The sequence below is a fragment of the Salmonella sp. SSDFZ69 genome (genome assembly GCF_004010755.1).
Taxonomy (GTDB): domain Bacteria; phylum Pseudomonadota; class Gammaproteobacteria; order Enterobacterales; family Enterobacteriaceae; genus Salmonella; species Salmonella enterica.
In genome coordinates this window covers 1,654,890-1,672,913 of the sequence record NZ_CP034831.1, presented here as the reverse complement: position 1 = coordinate 1,672,913, position 18,024 = coordinate 1,654,890, and the positions used below count along the sequence as shown (strand labels likewise).

The following is an 18,024-nucleotide window of genomic DNA, read 5'->3' as shown; positions in this document are numbered from 1 at the left end:
AGTGACGTGGCAGGCAATAAAAGGGGGGACAGGAAAAGTCATTGCCAGACAGGGCGCAGCTATCGCGCCCTGTTGACGGCAGGCTTACAGTAGCTCGAACGATCCTTGTTTAACGCGAGCGGAATCCACGCCGATAAAGACGTTGAACTTGCCGGGTTCCGCGTCATATTTCATCTGCTGATTCCAGAACTTCAACGCCTCGATATCAATCGGGAAACTCACGGTTTTACTTTCGCCGGGCTTGAGGGTGATTTTTTCAAAGCCTTTTAATTGCTTCACCGGGCGGCTCATTGACGCCGTGACATCCTGTAAGTACATCTGGATGACCGTAGCCCCTTCGCGTTTACCGGTGTTCGTGACCTCTACGCTGGCCGTGACTTTGCCGTCGCGTTGCATTGTCGGTGAGGAGAGCGTGACGTCAGACACCGTAAATGTGGTGTAGCTCAGACCGTAACCAAACGGATAGAGCGGGCCATTCGCTTCGTCAAAATAACGTGAGGTGTATTTGTTTGGCTTTTCAGGATTATACGGGCGTCCCGTATTGAGATGGCTGTAATAGACCGGAATTTGTCCCACCGAACGCGGGAAGGAGATCGGCAGTTTGCCTGACGGGTTGTAATCGCCAAACAGCACATCGGCAATGGCGTTGCCGCCTTCCGTCCCGGCAAACCAGGTCTCCAGAATCGCATCGGCCTGTTGATCTTCTTTTACCAGCGCCAGCGGTCTGCCGTTCATTAATACCAGTACCAGCGGCTTACCGGTGGCTTTCAGAGCGGTGATTAAGTCGCGCTGACTCTGCGGAATGGTGATATTGGTACGGCTGGAGGCTTCATGCGCCATCCCCTGCGACTCGCCTACCACCGCGACCACCACATCGGCCTGTTTCGCCGCCTGCACCGCCTCATCAATCATCGCCTGCGGTGAGCGCGGATCGATTTTCACTGCCTCTTCATACAGGTTTAAGAAATCGACGATATCTTTATCGTTAGTGATATTCGCCCCTTTGGCATAGAGGATCTTCGCCCCGTCGCCGACGGCATTTTGAATACCCGCCAGCACCGTCACCGACTGATTCGCAACCCCAGCAGCAGACCAGCTTCCCATTACATCACGTTGACTGTCGGCCAGCGGCCCAACAACGGCAATGGTGCCCGATTTTTTCAGCGGCAGCGTTTCCAGCCGGTTTTTCAGCAGTACCACACTTTCCCGCGCCACTTCCCGCGCCTCTTTACGATGCAGGCGGCTTTCGGCATTGGTGTCCACCGGGTCGCTCTCTTTCGGCCCCAGATGGCTATAGGGGTCGTTAAACAATCCCATGTCATATTTTACGTTGAGCACATGGCGCGTCGCGTCGTCCAGTTCCGCCATCGTCACTTTGCCCGACTTAATCAGACCCGGCAGATATTTGCTGTAATACTCATCCGCCATGCTCATATCCACCCCTGCCTTTAGCGCCACGCGCACCGCATCTTCCGGGTCGGCCGCGGTGCCGTGTTTAATCAGTTCTTTAATAGCGCCGTGGTCGGAAACGGTAATTCCCTTAAAGCCCCACTCATCGCGCAGGACATCTTTCAATAGCCAGGAATCTGACGTCGCAGGCGTGCCGTTCAGCGAGTTCAGCGCCACCATCACCGCGCCGCTCCCCGCATCCAGCCCCGCTTTGTAAGGCGGCATATAGTCATTAAACAGACGCTGGGAACTCATATCCACGGTGTTGTATTCTTTACCGCCTTCAACGGCGCCATAGGCGGCAAAATGTTTCACGCTGGTCATCACCGAGTAGCGATCCGCCGGACTTTTGCCCTGCATCGCTTTCACCATGGTTTCGCCCATGATGGAGGTTAAATATGTATCTTCGCCAAAGCCTTCGGAGGCGCGTCCCCAACGCGGATCGCGGGAGACATCCACCATCGGCGCCCAGGTCATATTCAGACCGTCGTCCGCCGCTTCATACGCCGATACGCGTCCTACGGTTCTTACCGCATCCAGATTAAAAGAAGAAGCCAGACCGAGGCTTATCGGGAAGACGGTTCGCTGGCCGTGTACCACGTCATAGGCAAAAAAGAGAGGAATTTTCAGGCGGCTCAATGCCATCACCTGATCCTGCATTTGACGGATATCCTGGCGGGTGACGGTATTGAAAATCGCCCCTACCTGCCCGTCTTTGATCATCTCGCGAATCGCTTCTTTCGGGTTATCAGGGCCGACGCTGATCAGACGTAACTGACCAATTTTTTCATCGACAGTCATTTTCTTGAGTAAATCGGTGACGAACGCGTCGCGCGCTTCGGGCGTCAGCGGGTGATTGCCAAACAGGTTTTCCGCCAATGCTGGCTGCATCGCCAGACTCACAGCAACACCTACTGAACATAACCATTTCATGTTGAGTCTCTCTTTATCTTTATCCCGACGAGGCGGTAAAAACAGAATAAAAACCGCAGTTTGCCATAAGCCTAAACGCGAGAGGAGAAGAAAGCGAAGGTTATTCTCCTAATTTTCCGCACAGTCGAATACGCAACCGCCAGCAAATGGTATCAAGGCGGCAAATGAATACCACCAACACAGAGACAATTTGAATGAGAAAGCGTATTGTCATACCAAGCGCTATGCTTAACGCTGATATTTTGTCCCACCACAAGGAGTGGAGAATGTCTTCCATAACAATGACTGATAATAAAACGTTCCTGAATGAGCTGGCCCGCCTGGTAGGCCATTCTCACCTGCTGACAGACCCCGCCAAAACCGCCCGCTATCGCAAGGGTTTCCGTTCCGGTCAGGGCGACGCGCTGGCCGTTGTTTTCCCGGGTTCATTACTGGAACTGTGGCGTGTGCTCAACGCCTGCGTTAACGCTGACAAAATTATTCTGATGCAGGCCGCCAACACCGGTCTGACGGAAGGCTCCACGCCGAACGGCAACGACTACGATCGCGATATTGTGATTATCAGCACCCAGCGGCTGGATAAGCTGCACTTACTGGATAACGGCCAACAGGTTCTGGCCTGGCCCGGTACGACGCTCTATGCGCTGGAAAAAGCGCTTAAACCGCTGGGCCGTGAACCGCACTCGGTGATTGGTTCGTCGTGTATCGGCGCGTCGGTCATCGGCGGCATCTGTAATAACTCCGGCGGCTCGCTGGTGCAGCGCGGCCCGGCCTATACCGAGATGTCGCTCTTTGCCCGTATTGACGAGCAAGGCAAACTGCAACTGGTCAATCATCTGGGTATCGATCTTGGGCATACCCCGGAGCAGATCCTGAGCAAGCTGGATGATGAACGGATTAAAGATGAGGATGTGCGTCACGATGGTCGTCATGCGCACGATCACGACTACGTGACGCGGGTACGAGATATCAACGCCGATACGCCCGCCCGCTATAACGCCGACCCGGACCGTTTGTTTGAATCTTCCGGCTGCGCCGGAAAACTGGCGGTTTTTGCCGTTCGCCTTGATACCTTTGCAGCGGAAAAAAATCAGCAGGTTTTTTATATCGGCACCAATCAGCCCGCGGTACTGACTGAAATCCGTCGGCATATTCTGGCGAACTTCGACAATCTGCCAGTGGCGGGAGAATATATGCATCGCGATATCTACGATATTGCGGAGCAGTACGGTAAAGATACCTTTCTGATGATCGATAAACTCGGCACCGACAAGATGCCATTCTTTTTCACGCTAAAAGGCCGAACCGATGCGATGCTGGAAAAAGTAAAATTTTTCCGTCCGCATTTCACCGACCGCGCGATGCAGAAATTCGGCCACCTGTTTCCCAGCCATCTGCCGCCGCGAATGAAAAACTGGCGCGATAAATATGAGCATCATCTGCTGTTAAAAATGGCGGGAGACGGTGTCGCAGAAGCGCAACGCTGGCTGAATGAATTTTTTAAATCCGCTGAGGGCGGTTTCTTCACCTGTACGCCGGAAGAAGGCAGCAAAGCCTTCCTACACCGCTTCGCCGCTGCTGGCGCGGCGATTCGTTATCAGGCCATACACGCTGATGAAGTGGAAGATATTCTGGCGCTGGATATCGCCCTGCGCCGCAACGATACCGACTGGTTCGAGCATCTGCCGCCGGAAATCGACAGCCAACTGGTACATAAACTCTATTACGGTCACTTTATGTGCCACGTTTTTCATCAGGACTATATCGTGAAGAAAGGCGTCGACGTCCATGCGCTGAAAGCGCAAATGCTGGAGCTGTTGCAGGCGCGCGGGGCACAATACCCGGCGGAGCACAACGTTGGACATCTGTATAAAGCGCCGGAAACGCTGACGCGTTTTTATCGGCAAAATGACCCGACCAACAGTATGAACCCCGGTATCGGCAAAACGAGTAAGCGGAAATTCTGGCAGGAAAATACGCCCGACGAAACGCATTAACACCGTGCGGTTTACCGTGAAGCCCGGCGGCGCGATGCCTGCCGGGCCTGCGGCGACTTAATCGTTCTGTGCGGTTTGCGCCCCGGCACTGGCGCTGGCTGCCGCCATTTGCGCGGCTTTTTGCTTTTTATAGCTCAGCGCGGCAGCCGGAACGGGCATGACTTTACCGGTTTCAATCCATGTACGCAGGCGACTGGCGTCCGCAAAGTGGGTATATTTGCCGAACGCGTCCATGACCACCAGCGCGACCGGTTTGTTATTGATCACGGTACGCATCACCAGGCAATGCCCCGCCGCATTGGTAAAGCCGGTTTTCGTTAACTGGATATTCCAGTTATCACGGTAGACCAAATGGTTGGTATTGCGAAACGGCAGCGTATACGCCGGATGCGAGAATGTCGCCATATCTTCGCGCGTGGTGCTTAGCTGGCCAATCAGCGGGTATTGCTTCGTGGCAATCAGCAATTTTGTTAAATCCCGCGCGGTCGAGACGTTATGAATCGACAGCCCCGTCGGCTCAACGAAGCGGGTATGCGTCATGCCCAACGCTTTCGCCTTCGCATTCATCGCTTTAATAAATGCGTTATAACCGCCGGGATAATAGTGCGCCAGGCTTGCCGCCGCACGGTTTTCGGATGACATCAACGCCAGCAGCAACATATTTTTGCGGCTAATTTCGCTGTTCAGGCGTACGCGGGAGTAAACCCCTTTCATTTCCGGCGTCTGGCTGATATCGACCTTCAGTATTTCATCCAGCGGCAATCGCGCGTCGAGCACGACCATCGCCGTCATTAATTTGGTTATCGAGGCAATCGGACGCACCAGATCCGGGTGGTTCGAATAGATCACTTTATTGGTGTTGAGATCAACAATCATTGCGCTACCGGAGGCAATCTCAGGTTGAGACGCCGCGGTTGTCGCTGCCGTTTTCGCCACAGCCTGCGGGGCAAAAGGAACGGCCAACATCAGAGCAAGGCTCAGGAATGAAGCTCGGAATTTCAGCATGATGAGATTTCTGATAATGATTCACGCGCGTCGTAACGCACACCGCCTGAGCTAAGATTATACTCAAGCTAGCAGTGGCATCATAGCGGCACGCCAGCGTTGCCGCTACAGAAGAATCGTCAGCAAATGCTGCATTGCTGGCTTTTGCGCCAGCCCTTTTTCGCATCAGAACAGGCGGTAGCCGTATCCCCACAGGATCACGGTGATCGCCAGTAGCACCTCCAGGACCAGCACGCCGATAGCGAGCGTCGAACTGGAGAAGCTTAATCCTTCCTCTCTATTAATGTTAAGGAAAGTCGGAATACCCAAATACAGCAAATAGCCGGTGTAAAAGAGCGCGACAGCGCCGACCAAAGCGCATAGCCATACCAGGGGATAGAGCGCCACCAGACCACTTAAAAACAGCGGCGTCGCGACATAGCCGGCAAAAACCATACAGCGCGCAAGCGATGGCCGTTGCGGATAGTTTCGCGCCATCCACCAGATGACGCGTCCCATCACCGCGACGCCCGCCAGCATCACGCCGTAGAACAAGACCGCCAGCGCAAAAGCGGTAAACAGCGAGAGTTGTAACACGTTGCCGTCGCCAAAATTCCAGCCGATTTGCGTCGTGCCGATAAAGGCGCAGACGACGGGAATCGCCGCCATCAGCAAAACATGGTGCGTATAGTGATGCGAAACGGTTTCGTTTTCGCTTTTGATCACCTGCATTTCCCGATCGGGATGGGAAAAAAGCCCCCATACATGGTTCATACTGCCCCCTTCTGCTGCCTCAGATGCCAGTATGTTCAAGTATAATTCAGTTTCTGGTTATTTTATGAGCAATGGCAAAATAGTCTCCGGCAAAACGTCGGCTTTGCCGCGCACGCCTCTTGCCAGGGTGTATGCTTAATGCCGGAGGTGGTTTACGCATGGATATCAACACGCTTATTACGCATTATGGCTATGCGGCGCTGGTTATCGGCAGTATGGCCGAAGGTGAAACCGTTACCCTGTTGGGGGGCGTCGCGGCGCATCAGGGATTACTCAAGTTTCCGCTGGCGGCGGCGGCCGTCGCGCTGGGAGGGATGATGGGCGATCAGCTACTTTACCTGTTAGGACGATGCTATGGCGGGAAGATCCTGCGTCGTTTCCCGCGTTATCATACGAAGATTCGTCGCGCGCAGAAAATGATCCAACGCCATCCGTATCTGTTTGTGATCGGCACGCGTTTTATGTATGGCTTCCGGGTGGTTGGCCCGTTGCTGATTGGCGCCAGCCGCCTGCCGCCTAAAATTTTTCTGCCGCTGAATATTGTAGGCGCGCTGATCTGGGCGCTGCTGTTTACCACGCTGGGATATCTTGGCGGCGAGGTGATCGCGCCATGGCTGCACGACCTCGATCAGCATCTCAGGCACGGAGTCTGGCTGATTCTGGCCATCGTCCTGGTGGTGGGCGTGCGCTGGTGGCTGAAAAGACGCGGCAAAGCGGAGGCCCGTTAAACCCGATGGTATCCGGATGGCATAACGCCGCCATCCGGCACCCGGCGTTTATTTTGCGTTGAATTGCGGATTCGCCAGCATAAATCCGCCGTCGACAATCAGCGACTGACCGGTGGTATAGCTTGCTCCTTCCGAACACAGCCAGGCGACGAGGCTGGCTATTTCATGCGTAGAACCCGGTCGGGCAATAGGGATCGAGGGTTCCGATCCCGGCTCAATGTCGCTGTCATCCATATCATTCATCGGCGTGGCGATAGCGCCTGGCGCGACGGCGTTGACCAAAATATGATGTTCAATCAGTTCCAGCGCCATGGATTTAGTCAATCCCCCCAACGCATGTTTCGCCGCGGTATAGGCGCTGGCTTGCGGAAGCGGCGTATGCTCATGGACGGAGGTGATGTTGATAATGCGCCCTCCCTCTCCTTGTTTAATCATATGCCGGGCGGCGATCTGCGCGCAGAGAAACGCGCCATCGACGTCCACGGTAAAAATTTGCCGCCACTGCGTAAACGGCATATCAATAAACGCGGATTTGGTCATCGCCCCGGCATTATTGACCAGCACGTCAACGCGCCCCAGGCGCTGAATAAGATGTTCAATGGCCTGCGCGCCCTCGGGTAACTGGCTCAGGTCAAGATGAATGGTCTCTGCCCGCACACCAAACTGCGCCGCTTTTTTTGCCGTCTCCTGCGCGCCGCGTTCATCGGAATGCCAGGTGATACCAATATCAAAACCGTTTTGTGCTAATAACAACGCACACGCTTTGCCAATTCCCGAATCTGATGCCGTTACAATTGCGACTTTGGTCATATTCCTCTCCGGATGAATCATACACAGCCTAAGTATAGGAACCCTGTCTGAATCATCCGGAAAAATCAGGAATGATAACCGCCGCCCAGCGCGCTGGTAAGCTGAATAGAGGCATCCAGCCACTGGCCCTGCAACAGCAAGCCGTTACACTGCTCGCGCAGTGCCGGGATTTTGGCCTCGCTCACGCGGGAACCCGCAATAATACCGGCATTAAAGCGCGCTTGCGCCAGACCGACCACACGCTGCGCGTCATGCTCAATCTGCTGCTGATGCTGATTTTTCTGCGCCAGCGTCTCTACCTGACTGGCGGCGCGCGCCACATCATTAACCGCATCTACCACCGCTTTGTTGTAGTTGGCGATAGAAAGGTTGCTTTGCGCTTTGGCGATATCGAGGTTGGCATTCAGCCTGCCGCTGTCGAAAATCGGCAGCGTCAGCCCGCCGGTAATGCCATATTGCTGTGCGGAATGGCGGAACAGATCGCTCAGATGTAACGCATCCTGCTGTAAAAAAGCCATCAGATTGATATCGGGATAAAACGCGGCCTTCGCGGCGTCAATGCTGCTCAACGAGGATTCAATGTACCAGTGCGCGGCCTGTAGATCCGCCCGGCGCGCCAGCAACGAATACCCCAGTTGCGACGGTAACTGGCTTTCAACGGCGGGGAGACTCACCTGACGCAGCTTGAGCGCCGCCGATTGCGTATTGGTTAACGCGCTGAGCCGCGCTTCAATAACCTTCATTTTACCGTTAACGTCATTCAACTGCTGCTGGGTCTTGCTGGCGTCGATATCGGTCTCGACCCCTTCAACAGAAGAAGTAATACCGTGTTGATACAGCTCCCGGTTTACCGCCACCACGTTTTGCTGCTCATGCTCGATTTGCATCAGCACATTTTTCAGCGCTGCCTGTGTTTGCCACTCCCAGTAGAGTCGCGCCACGCCGCTTGCCAGCAATTGTCGGGTCTGCTCCTGCTCCGCTTCGCGCGCTTTGACCGCCCCGATCCGCGCAGTAACTTCAGCGCGGTTTTTCCCCCATAAATCCAGATCCCAGCCCGCCGTCAGGCCGAATGTACCGTTGGTATACCACGGCCCGGTCGTTCCCGCCGCGGGGTCGGTAATCGCGAATGGCCCCATCAGCCCTTCCGCGGACATTCGCTGGCGCTCAATGTCAGCAGAAAAGTCGAGCTGCGGGCCGTCCTGCGCCTCAACCGCTTTCGCCTGCGCTTCCGCCAGTTGAATACGCTGTTCAGCCACCTGCATATCCGGCGAATGCTGTATGGCATTATCAATCAGCGCGTCAAGCTGCGCATCGTGATACGCCTTCCACCACTGGCTATCCGGCCAACCGTTTTTCAATGCCGCCGGCAGGCTGGAATCAACATGAGAAGAGGGCGTCTGCTGGGTCAGCGACTGGCGGGTATCGTGCATAGGGGCGCAGCCCGCCAGCAAAATAAAAAGCGGTAAGCTCGCTGTCGCGGCAAGGAAAGAATTACGATTCATGGAGGTGTTCTGATAAAAAAAGGTGCGCAGAGAGTACGTCTTACGGCGATCTATTTTTTAGTTACGCGTGGCAATACATCATCAGACAACAAAAGACATATTTTGAAATTTATATGATTAGTAAATAATTTCATCTGATACATTTTTTGATGTAATACTTCAATGAAAAGTCCCACTAACCCGTTCATAAATGAACGATTTTGCTGCAATACGCGCCAGCAGCCTTCATGAGTTAAACGTCGCCGCGCCCAACAAAGCAGCAGATGGCTTAATACTTTCCTATACTTTGTTTGTATTTACCAATAAAGGGACAAACAATGAAAATTCTTCTATGGGCAATCTTAATTATTTTTCTGATTGGGCTGTTGGTGGTAACGGGCGTGTTTAAGATGATTTTCTGATTCCTGCGCCGGGCAGCGATAGTATCTGCCCGGCACACGTTCTGGACGCTGTAGAGATTAGATTTTAATAGCCTGAATCGCCCGCGCAATCTCGGACGAACGGTTTAACGCCCGAATCGACTGAAAGAGTTCCGTCGCCTCAATATATTCCTTACGTAAATATCCCAACCACTGTTTAATACGCGCGACATGGTATAAACCGGTATCGCCCTGCTTTTCCAGCCGGGTATATTTTTGTAATAACGTCACCACTTCCGGCCACGGCATACGCGGTTCGTTATACTTCACCACCCGGCTCAGGTTAGGAATATTTAACGCCCCACGGCCAATCATCACCGCATCGCAGCCGCTGGTCGCCATACATGCCTGCGCGCTCTGCCAGTCCCAGATTTCGCCATTAGCGATAACCGGAATAGTCAGACGCTGGCGTATTTCGCCGATCGCCTGCCAGTCGATATGCTCGGCGCGGTAGCCCTGCGCTTTGGTACGACCATGCACCACCAGTTCACTGGCGCCGGCCTGCTGCACCGCATCGGCGATTTCAAATTTTCTATCGCCGCTATCCCAGCCGAGACGCACTTTTACCGTCACCGGAAGATGCGACGGTACCGCGGCCCGCATCGCTTTCGCGCCCTGATAGATGAGTTCGGGATCTTTGAGCAATGTCGCGCCGCCGCCGCTGCCGTTCACCACTTTTGACGGACAGCCGCAGTTCAGGTCCACGCCATATGATCCCAACGCCGTCGCCCGCGCGGCGTTTTCCGCCAGCCACTGCGGATGCTGGCCCAGAAGCTGAATACGCACCGGCGTGCCGGACGGCGTGCGGCTGGCGTGATGCAACTCCGGGCAGATGCGATGAAACACTTTTACCGGCAGCAGCTGATCCACCACGCGCACAAATTCGGTGATGCAGAGATCGTAATCATTCACTTCGGTCAGCAGCTCGCGCACTAACGCGTCGAGCACGCCTTCCATCGGCGCCAGTAAAACACGCATATCGGTATCCACAGCAAAAAAAGAGGCGCTATCATAACGCCTCTCTGCGATGAGCAAAACTTTTTGCCGGGTGGCGGCGCAAACGCCACGCTACGTCACGTAAGGCGCTCAACGCGGCTCAAGACAGTTATCTTCTTTCCAGCCGTACAGCCATTCGATACCGCGATAAAACGCCTCCTGCGATTTCCCTTTCCACAGCAGATTACGCACCTGACGCTCCACCCCGGCGGCGTGATAGAGACGTCCCATCTCGCGGGTAGACCAGACGATACGCGCCGTGCGGGGAATACGCACCGACTCATACAGCGCAAATGCCTGCTGCGCGTCGCCGTCGCAGCGTTCCAGCGCTTTGCCCAGCGTGACGGCGTCTTCCAGCGCCATACAGGCGCCCTGGGCCATATATTGCGCCACCGGATGCGCGGCGTCGCCCACCAGAGTGATACGCTCGGTTCCCCATTTCGCGACCGGCTCACGATCGGCGGTCGACCAGCGACGCCAGGAGGTCGGCTTATCCAGCATCTGACGCGGGCGGGGATGAATGCCGGCAAAATAAGAGAGCACCTCTTCTTTACTGCCGTCTTTCACGCCCCACTCTTCTTGCTGGCGGCTGTGGAATGTCACCACCAGATTGTACTGTTGGCCTCCGCGCAGCGGATAATGGACCAGGTGGCAATGCGGGCCTGCCCACAGCACCGGTGCGTTAATACGTAAATCGTCCGGCATATCGTCGCAATCAATCACCGCCCGATAGACTACATGCCCCGTTACGCGCGGCGCGTCGCCGAGTAAACTTTGCCGCACGACCGATTTAACGCCGTCGCAGCCCACGAGAATATCCGCCGTCCAGCTATTTCCCTGCTCATCAAACACCGTAACGTCATCCGGCGTCTGGCGGATATCGACAATATGGGTCGAGGTACGATACTCCACGCCAGGGTGCGTCAGCACCGCTTCCCATACCGTTGCATGAATATCTACCCGGTGAATTACCGCATACGGCCCGCCAAAATGGTCGCGGAACGCCTGTCCGGTTTCAATGCGTACCACTTCTTCGGCATTCACGGCATCCATCATGGTAATGTGATCGGTAAACACCGCACGCTGGCGGGCAACATCGCCCACACCGAGACTATCCAGCGCCGAAAAAGCGTTCGGCCCAAGCTGAATACCCGCGCCAATCTCGCCAATTTCGTGCGCTTTTTCCAGCAGCATGACTTTTATTCCCTGGCGCGCCAGCGACAGCGCGGTCGCCGCGCCGCCGATTCCGCCACCTACAATAATTGCGCTTGTCACGTGAGTCATGGTCATTCTCCTTTTCAGGCCGGGATTTTATCTTGTTGATTTTCCGGCGCGGCGGCAATAAACGCCGGTAGCTGTACGCAGGCGTCATAAACGGCTTTACAGCGCGGATAGCCTGATAAATCGCAGCCCATCCTGAGCGCATTCGCCCACTGAGGAATCAGGCAGCAGTCCGCAAGGCCTGGCGCGTCGCCCACGCAGAATCGTCCGGACTGACTTTTACGCAATAGCTGCTCTACCGCGCTTAACCCTTGCTGTATCCAGTGGGCGTACCAGCGTTTTTTATCCTCTTCGCTAACCTTCAGCTCATCGGTCAGGTAGCGCAACACGCGCATGTTATTGATTGGGTGTATATCGCAGGCGATAGCGTAGACAATTTCCAGCGCCTGGCTGCGCGCCGGGTCGCTCGTCGGCAGCAGCGGCGTTTGCGGAAAATGTCGGTCCAGCCAGTCGACGATGGCCAGCGATTGCCCCAACGATTCGCCGTCATCAGTGACCAGCGTCGGCACCAGGCCTACCGGATTCATCCGTCGGTAGGCCAGCTCATTCTGCTGGCCGATACGAATATTGACGCCCACTGTCTGGTAATCAATCCCCTTTAACGCCAGCGCAATACGTACACGATAAGACGCCGAACTATTAAAGAAACTGTACAGCTTCATCGTTCACCTCAGACAATTTTCACAGCAATCGGCGTCAGACCTTCTACGTTCCCGGTGATGACATCCCCTTTCACCACTGCGCCCACCCCCTCTGGCGTACCGGTGAAAATCAAATCGCCTGGCTGCAATTCAAAAAAGCCGGACAAATAGCTGATGGTTTCATTCACCGACCAAATCAGGTGACGAATATCGCTGCGTTGATGGTCTTCGCCGTTAACCTGTAGCCAAATAGGGGCGTTATCCACATTATGCGTTTCAGCGGCTTTGTGTAATGGCGCAATGGGCGCGGAGAGATCGAACGCTTTGCCAATTTCCCACGGGCGTCCCATCTGACGCATTTCCATCTGACGATCGCGACGCGTCATGTCCAGACCGGTGGCGTATCCCCAGACATATTCATGGGCTTTTTCGAGCGGAATATCGCTCCCCTTTTTACCAATCGCCACCACCAGCTCAATTTCATAATGGTAGTTATCGGTCTGCGCCGGATACGGCAGTTCCAGGGTATCCCCCGCCGCTACCGGGACGACAGCGTCCGCTGGTTTACAAAAGAAGAACGGCGGTTCGCGATCGGGATCAAAGCCCATTTCACGGGCATGGGCGGCATAGTTGCGACCCACGCAGTAAACGCGACGTACCGGAAACTGCTCATCACTGCCCGCCACGGGTACTGTCACCGGGGCCTGCGGCTGGAATACATATTTGGTCATGTTCTCTCTCCCTAATTAATAACGTGCTTCGCGGAACAGCCCCAGGGCTTCCTGAACCGGCTTGTCCGAAAAGCTGAATAACACCGTGTCTTCGCTGCTGCGAAACGACACCTCATGCCAGGTCGGCGCCACAAAAATGTCTTTTGCGGAAAAATGAAAAGTTTCGTTGCCGATAGTGACCTGCCCAGCCCCTTCAACGACGTGGTAGATAGTGCTGTCGGTGCTCCGCGCCACACGCGAGGCAAAGCCTTTTGGCAGCAATTGCAGGAACGCGCCCATCGACGGCATCGGATAACCGCCGGTGACGGGATTAACGTAACGCAGCTTGTAACCTTCCCACTCATCCGGATCGCCCATACGGGTCAGATCGTGCAGCGCCTCGCGACTGCGGTCGTAACGGTAGTTGAAAATCGGCGACGAGTTCCCGCGCTGGTGGCGCAGCGGCAGCATATTCGCTGCATAGCGCGGCAGATAATCGCCCTCTTTTCGCGTCACCGGCTGCTGATCTTCGGGATAGTCTTCCGCAAACCCACAGCCCAGGAGGTTGACTAACGGCAGATCCAGACCATCCAGCCATACCACCGGCTCTGACCCCGGATTACCATGATCGTGCCAGCGCCACTGCGGCGTCAGGATAAAATCGCCGGTATGCATTGGCGTGCGCTCGCCGTCCACCGCGGTAAATGCGCCTTTACCTTCGACGATAAAACGCAGCGCCGACTGGTTATGGCGATGACTCGGCGCGACTTCGCCGGGCAGGATCAGCTGTAAACCAGCATATAAGGTCGCCGTGATCGACGACTGACCGCGCAATGCCGGATTTTCCAGCACCAGCACCCGGCGGATCGCCTCTTTCGCGCCAATGACATTGCCGCTTTCCATCAGTAGCGGACGAATTTCCTGATAATTCCAGTAGGCCGGCGCGCAGTTGGCGTTTGGCGTCTGCGGTACCAGGTGATGTAACGATTCCCACAGCGGCGTCAGATTCTGCCCGGAAATATGCTGGTAATACTGCTGACGGCTATCTTTTACGTTCTGATTTATTTCAGACATGGAGATTCTCCTTATTCGTTTACGACGCTGGCACGCGGCAGGTCGTCAGGTACAGAAATCGAAAGGCGGACAACCACCGTCAGCAGGGTAAGCATTACCGCGCTGATAGCCGCCGGAATAGCAATGACAAAAAACAACGTATCGAAAGAGAAATTGAGGGCCATCATCATGCCGCCGGAGAGCGAACCGACAATCGCCCCGCAGCGTCCAATGGCGTTCGACCAGCTCACGCCCGTCGCCCGGCTTTGGGTGGGGTACAGCGTCGCCGTCAGAGCATTCAGCCCGACCTGGGAACCGCTAATACCGATGCCGGTACCAAAAATCGCCAGCGCCATCAGCCAAAGGCCGTTTTCGCTCAGGCCTATCATGACAATGCAAACTGCGCCCAGCGCATAGCTCACCGCCAGTACCCGGAACGGGTTAAGCCGGTCCATCAACACGCCGAGTAACAGCGCGCCAAGCGTGCCGCCAACCTGGAATGCGGCAGTCACCCACGACGCCTGTTGCAGATCAATACCGCGATGGTTAAGTAACGTCGGCATCCAGCTGGAAAGCAGATAGATAATGAGCAGGCTCATAAAGAACACCACCCATAACATCAGGGTAATGACAAGCTGTCGCCCGGCAAAAAGCTGGCGAATACTGCCTTTGGCGATGGCTGCCGTCTCATGCAGAAAGAATTGCGTATCGTGATAGCGCTCGCCGGTAATGGCGCTGACCGTCCGGGCGACAACGGCTTGCGGTAGTTGGCGACGTACCTGCCAGCGGGGAGATTCCGGCAGCGCGAACAGCAGGCCGAAAAACAGCAGCAAAGGCAAGATGCCGCCTAACGCCAGAATTCCGTGCCAGCCAATCAGCGGCACCAGTTGCGCGCTCACAATCCCGCCCATCGCCGACCCCAGGGTAAAACCGCAGAACATCAGCGTGACCAGCGCTCCGCGTCGACGAGCGGGAAGGTATTCCGACGTCATGGTGATGGTATTCGGCATCGCTCCGCCCAGTCCCAGACCGGTTAAGAAGCGCAGCAACACCAGGGTTTCTATATCCGGCGAGAAAGCGGAAAGCAGGCTCAATGCGCCGAATAGCGCCACGCAAAGCTCAATGACCCGCTTGCGGCCAAAACGATCCGCCAGCGGCCCGCATAGCAGCGCGCCGGCCGTAAGCCCCAGCAGCCCTGCGCCAAACAGCGGCGCAAGTTCGCTGGCGCTTAGCTGCCAGTGAGTACGAATATCCGGGGCGATGAAGCCAATCGCGGCGGTGTCGAAACCGTCGAGCATAACCACCAGAAAACAGCAGATGATAACGCGCCACTGCATTTTGCCGACAGGCGCGGCATCAATAAGGGCTTGTAGATCACGTCGTTGAGTCATAGCTAATGCCTCAGTGCAGGGAGATAGATGTTGTTTTTATGTTTGCTATGTTACGAGTTTGTAGAGTGAGCGATAAAATGTACAATGGCTTTTCAGGCAGAGACATAACCTGGAGGTTATAGCGAATGGCGAACTGGGCGCAGAAGTTGAAATTACATCACCTGCAAACGCTGGTTGCGCTGGGCGAACAGGGCAACCTGACGCATGTCGCCCGGATGATGAATATCTCCCAGCCGGCGCTATCGAAGTGGTTATCTCAACTCGAAGATGAGATAGGCATCACGCTTTTTGAGCGCCACAGTAAAGGACTACGCCCCTCGGAAGGCGGTAAATTACTGCTCCAGCACGCCCAGCGCCTAATTAACGATCTGGAGCGTTCACAGTATGAAATCGCCCGTTTCAAGCAGGGCGGCCTGGTTGGCAGCCTGAAGATCGGCTGTTCGCCCGTGGCGACTGACTGCGTATCACAGGCGATTCTGAGCCTGCTTAACGAAATGCCGACGCTGCATCTGAATATTGAAGAGAAGGTAATGACGCCGCTGCTGCACGATTTGCTTGCCGGTCAGGTGGATGTGGTGGTAGGGCGTGTCGGCGGCCGCGCCCTGCAACTGCCGCTTAATTATCAGGTACTTTATACCGAGCCGGTCTGCTTTGTGGCGCGTCCGCACCATCCGCTGGCCGCGCGAGCGCAGATCGCCTGGAGCGATCTGGCACACTGGCGGTGGATAGTCTGGCCAACCGGCACCCCTATTCGCATCAGTATTGATAACGCCCTCGTCGATAATGGCGTCATGCTCCCGGAAAACACCATTGAATCGGCGTCAATGAACGTCAGCACCAATTTGCTGCAAAGCAGCGATATGATCTCTATTCTTTCTTTACGGCTGGCGCAACGCTATGCCAGCCAGGGGCAACTGGCGATTTTAAACTTGCCAAAAATTGAGCAAAAAGGCAGCGTAGGGATGTTCTGGCGTAAGAATGAGACGCCGTCTTTGGCCCTGAGTCGCTTTTTGTATTTTTTAGCCCAGGTTTAACGCCGCCGACCAGGGGCATTGCCCGATGTTCCTGCTGTCTATACCCACTATGCTAAGAATTCATGATGTGATCGGTAGCACGTTTTAACGTTTAATTGTATGATGAATCCATCTCATCAAGGGCTTTAAACATGAGTAAGTCACTGAATATTATCTGGCAATATATACGCTCTTTTGTATTGATTTATGCCTGTTTGTACGCAGGCATTTTTCTTGCATCACTGCTTCCTATCACTATTCCCGGCAGCATTATCGGGATGTTAATTCTGTTTGTGTTGCTGGCGCTGCAAATTCTGCCGGCAAAGTGGGTTAACCCCGGCTGCTATGTGCTGATTCGTTATATGGCGTTGCTGTTTGTGCCGATTGGCGTCGGGGTCATGCAATATTTTGATTTACTGCGCGCGCAATTCGGCCCGGTGGTGGTCTCTTGCGCTATCAGTACGCTGGTCGTTTTTGTGGTCGTAAGCTGGAGTTCACATCTGATACACGGTGAGCGTAAAGTGGTTGGGCAGAAGGGAACGAAAAAATGATGACATATATCTGGTGGTCGTTACCGCTGACGCTGGCGGTATTTTTCGCCGCCCGCAGACTGGCGGCGCATTTTAAAATGCCGTTGCTGAATCCGCTGCTGGTGGCAATGGTAGTCATTATTCCTTTTCTGTTGCTGACCGGTATTCCCTACGAGCACTACTTCAAAGGCAGTGAAGTACTTAACGATCTGCTGCAACCGGCGGTAGTGGCACTGGCCTATCCCCTTTATGAACAATTGCACCAGATTCGCGCGCGTTGGAAATCCATTATTAGCATCTGTTTTGTCGGCAGTCTGGTAGCGATGATTACCGGGACATCCGTTGCCTTGCTGATGGGCGCAACGCCTGAAATCGCGGCATCGGTACTGCCTAAATCCGTGACTACGCCTATCGCGATGGCGGTGGGCGGCAGCATCGGCGGCATCCCCGCGATCAGCGCGGTATGCGTAATTTTTGTCGGTATTCTGGGCGCGGTGTTTGGCCACACGCTGTTAAACGCGATGCACATCCGTACTAAGGCCGCACGCGGGCTGGCAATGGGGACCGCCTCACATGCGCTCGGTACTGCGCGCTGCGCCGAGCTGGATTACCAGGAAGGCGCGTTTAGCTCCCTGGCGCTGGTGATCTGCGGCATTATTACCTCGCTGGTAGCGCCCTTTTTGTTTCCGCTCATTCTGGCGGTAATGCGCTAACGACGGGACAAAAGACCGGGTTAAAATTTGCGATACGTCGCGCATTTTTCATTGAAGTTTCACAAGTTGCATAAGCAATGAGATTTAGATCACATATTAA

At 54.9% G+C, this 18,024-nt stretch carries 17 protein-coding genes; 6 read left to right on the top strand and 11 right to left on the bottom strand.

What is annotated here, in order from left to right; genetic code table 11:
- Positions 1–84: 84 nt before the first annotated feature.
- On the bottom strand, positions 85–2,382 hold the full coding sequence (bglX, locus tag EOS98_RS08135; RefSeq protein WP_000871555.1) for a beta-glucosidase BglX: 2,298 nt from the start codon (positions 2,380–2,382) through the stop codon (positions 85–87).
- A 266-nt stretch (positions 2,383–2,648) separates the two neighbouring features.
- Between bglX and dld the strand changes: the two genes are divergently transcribed.
- Complete coding sequence (dld, locus tag EOS98_RS08130; RefSeq protein ID WP_126523962.1) at positions 2,649–4,379, top strand: D-lactate dehydrogenase; 1,731 nt, start codon at positions 2,649–2,651, stop codon at positions 4,377–4,379.
- Positions 4,380–4,436: 57 nt separating this feature from the next.
- Here dld and pbpG read toward each other — a convergent pair whose 3' ends face one another.
- Both pbpG and EOS98_RS08120 read right to left on the bottom strand, forming a co-directional pair.
- Positions 4,437–5,384 (bottom strand): D-alanyl-D-alanine endopeptidase, encoded by a 948-nt coding sequence (gene pbpG / locus EOS98_RS08125; RefSeq protein WP_000911555.1) that lies wholly within the window; start codon positions 5,382–5,384, stop codon positions 4,437–4,439.
- A 165-nt stretch (positions 5,385–5,549) separates the two neighbouring features.
- Complete coding sequence (locus tag EOS98_RS08120) at positions 5,550–6,137, bottom strand: Yip1 family protein (RefSeq protein ID WP_001017057.1); 588 nt, start codon at positions 6,135–6,137, stop codon at positions 5,550–5,552.
- A gap of 158 nt (positions 6,138–6,295) precedes the next feature.
- Here EOS98_RS08120 and EOS98_RS08115 point away from each other — a divergent pair, with 158 nt between their 5' ends.
- Positions 6,296–6,865 carry a DedA family protein gene (locus EOS98_RS08115; protein ID WP_023181937.1) on the top strand — a complete coding sequence of 190 codons (570 nt, stop codon included), beginning with the start codon at positions 6,296–6,298 and terminating at the stop codon, positions 6,863–6,865.
- Positions 6,866–6,913: 48 nt separating this feature from the next.
- On the opposite strand, the gene EOS98_RS08110 is transcribed toward EOS98_RS08115, so the two are convergent.
- Positions 6,914–7,675 (bottom strand): SDR family oxidoreductase, encoded by a 762-nt coding sequence (locus tag EOS98_RS08110; RefSeq protein WP_000169608.1) that lies wholly within the window; start codon positions 7,673–7,675, stop codon positions 6,914–6,916.
- A 65-nt stretch (positions 7,676–7,740) separates the two neighbouring features.
- Positions 7,741–9,177, bottom strand: coding sequence for a multidrug resistance outer membrane protein MdtQ (mdtQ, locus tag EOS98_RS08105; RefSeq protein WP_001081453.1), 1,437 nt, complete (start codon positions 9,175–9,177; stop codon positions 7,741–7,743).
- 317 nt (positions 9,178–9,494) lie between these two features.
- Between mdtQ and yohP the strand changes: the two genes are divergently transcribed.
- Positions 9,495–9,578 carry a small membrane protein YohP gene (gene yohP, locus EOS98_RS25090; RefSeq protein WP_000698460.1) on the top strand — a complete coding sequence of 28 codons (84 nt, stop codon included), beginning with the start codon at positions 9,495–9,497 and terminating at the stop codon, positions 9,576–9,578.
- Between the two features lie 57 nt (positions 9,579–9,635).
- Here the strand turns inward: yohP and dusC are convergent, their stop codons facing one another.
- The 6 genes from dusC to EOS98_RS08070 all read right to left on the bottom strand — a co-directional run bounded on the left by dusC (position 9,636) and on the right by EOS98_RS08070 (position 15,668).
- Positions 9,636–10,574 (bottom strand): tRNA dihydrouridine(16) synthase DusC, encoded by a 939-nt coding sequence (gene dusC, locus EOS98_RS08095; protein WP_001264839.1) that lies wholly within the window; start codon positions 10,572–10,574, stop codon positions 9,636–9,638.
- A gap of 108 nt (positions 10,575–10,682) precedes the next feature.
- The gene (locus tag EOS98_RS08090) at positions 10,683–11,876 is read right to left on the bottom strand and encodes a 3-hydroxybenzoate 6-monooxygenase (protein ID WP_000150113.1); all 1,194 of its coding nucleotides are present in this window, start codon (positions 11,874–11,876) and stop codon (positions 10,683–10,685) included.
- 14 nt (positions 11,877–11,890) lie between these two features.
- Complete coding sequence (gene maiA / locus EOS98_RS08085) at positions 11,891–12,535, bottom strand: maleylacetoacetate isomerase (protein WP_000781195.1); 645 nt, start codon at positions 12,533–12,535, stop codon at positions 11,891–11,893.
- 8 nt (positions 12,536–12,543) lie between these two features.
- Positions 12,544–13,245: a fumarylacetoacetate hydrolase family protein gene (locus EOS98_RS08080; protein ID WP_000170621.1), complete on the bottom strand. Its 702-nt coding sequence runs from the start codon at positions 13,243–13,245 to the stop codon at positions 12,544–12,546.
- Between the two features lie 15 nt (positions 13,246–13,260).
- Complete coding sequence (gene gtdA, locus EOS98_RS08075; RefSeq protein WP_001289857.1) at positions 13,261–14,298, bottom strand: gentisate 1,2-dioxygenase; 1,038 nt, start codon at positions 14,296–14,298, stop codon at positions 13,261–13,263.
- An 11-nt stretch (positions 14,299–14,309) separates the two neighbouring features.
- Positions 14,310–15,668, bottom strand: a complete 1,359-nt coding sequence (locus EOS98_RS08070; protein ID WP_000194214.1) for an MFS transporter — start codon at positions 15,666–15,668, stop codon at positions 14,310–14,312.
- A gap of 125 nt (positions 15,669–15,793) precedes the next feature.
- On the opposite strand from EOS98_RS08070, the gene EOS98_RS08065 reads away from it, so the two are divergent.
- The 3 genes from EOS98_RS08065 (at position 15,794) to EOS98_RS08055 (ending at position 17,924) form a co-directional block, all read left to right on the top strand.
- Positions 15,794–16,702, top strand: coding sequence for a LysR substrate-binding domain-containing protein (locus EOS98_RS08065; RefSeq protein ID WP_000024658.1), 909 nt, complete (start codon positions 15,794–15,796; stop codon positions 16,700–16,702).
- Between the two features lie 131 nt (positions 16,703–16,833).
- Positions 16,834–17,232, top strand: coding sequence for a CidA/LrgA family protein (locus tag EOS98_RS08060; protein WP_126523961.1), 399 nt, complete (start codon positions 16,834–16,836; stop codon positions 17,230–17,232).
- A complete protein-coding gene (locus EOS98_RS08055; RefSeq protein WP_000989296.1) occupies positions 17,229–17,924 on the top strand; it encodes a CidB/LrgB family autolysis modulator in 696 nt (231 codons plus the stop codon). The genes EOS98_RS08060 and EOS98_RS08055 overlap by 4 nt, the downstream gene beginning before the upstream one ends.
- Positions 17,925–18,024: the final 100 nt, after the last annotated feature.

Coding starts and splice junctions, on each gene's coding strand:
- EOS98_RS08090 (WP_000150113.1), bottom strand. CDS start 11,876: ATGACTCACGTGACAAGCGCAATTATTGTAGGTGGCGGAATCGGCGGC.
- EOS98_RS08055 (WP_000989296.1), top strand. CDS start 17,229: ATGATGACATATATCTGGTGGTCGTTACCGCTGACGCTGGCGGTATTT.
- yohP (WP_000698460.1), top strand. CDS start 9,495: ATGAAAATTCTTCTATGGGCAATCTTAATTATTTTTCTGATTGGGCTG.
- mdtQ (WP_001081453.1), bottom strand. CDS start 9,177: ATGAATCGTAATTCTTTCCTTGCCGCGACAGCGAGCTTACCGCTTTTT.
- EOS98_RS08110 (WP_000169608.1), bottom strand. CDS start 7,675: ATGACCAAAGTCGCAATTGTAACGGCATCAGATTCGGGAATTGGCAAA.
- EOS98_RS08070 (WP_000194214.1), bottom strand. CDS start 15,668: ATGACTCAACGACGTGATCTACAAGCCCTTATTGATGCCGCGCCTGTC.
- EOS98_RS08060 (WP_126523961.1), top strand. CDS start 16,834: ATGAGTAAGTCACTGAATATTATCTGGCAATATATACGCTCTTTTGTA.
- bglX (WP_000871555.1), bottom strand. CDS start 2,382: ATGAAATGGTTATGTTCAGTAGGTGTTGCTGTGAGTCTGGCGATGCAG.
- EOS98_RS08065 (WP_000024658.1), top strand. CDS start 15,794: ATGGCGAACTGGGCGCAGAAGTTGAAATTACATCACCTGCAAACGCTG.
- dld (WP_126523962.1), top strand. CDS start 2,649: ATGTCTTCCATAACAATGACTGATAATAAAACGTTCCTGAATGAGCTG.
- dusC (WP_001264839.1), bottom strand. CDS start 10,574: ATGCGTGTTTTACTGGCGCCGATGGAAGGCGTGCTCGACGCGTTAGTG.
- EOS98_RS08120 (WP_001017057.1), bottom strand. CDS start 6,137: ATGAACCATGTATGGGGGCTTTTTTCCCATCCCGATCGGGAAATGCAG.
- pbpG (WP_000911555.1), bottom strand. CDS start 5,384: ATGCTGAAATTCCGAGCTTCATTCCTGAGCCTTGCTCTGATGTTGGCC.
- maiA (WP_000781195.1), bottom strand. CDS start 12,535: ATGAAGCTGTACAGTTTCTTTAATAGTTCGGCGTCTTATCGTGTACGT.
- EOS98_RS08080 (WP_000170621.1), bottom strand. CDS start 13,245: ATGACCAAATATGTATTCCAGCCGCAGGCCCCGGTGACAGTACCCGTG.
- EOS98_RS08115 (WP_023181937.1), top strand. CDS start 6,296: ATGGATATCAACACGCTTATTACGCATTATGGCTATGCGGCGCTGGTT.
- gtdA (WP_001289857.1), bottom strand. CDS start 14,298: ATGTCTGAAATAAATCAGAACGTAAAAGATAGCCGTCAGCAGTATTAC.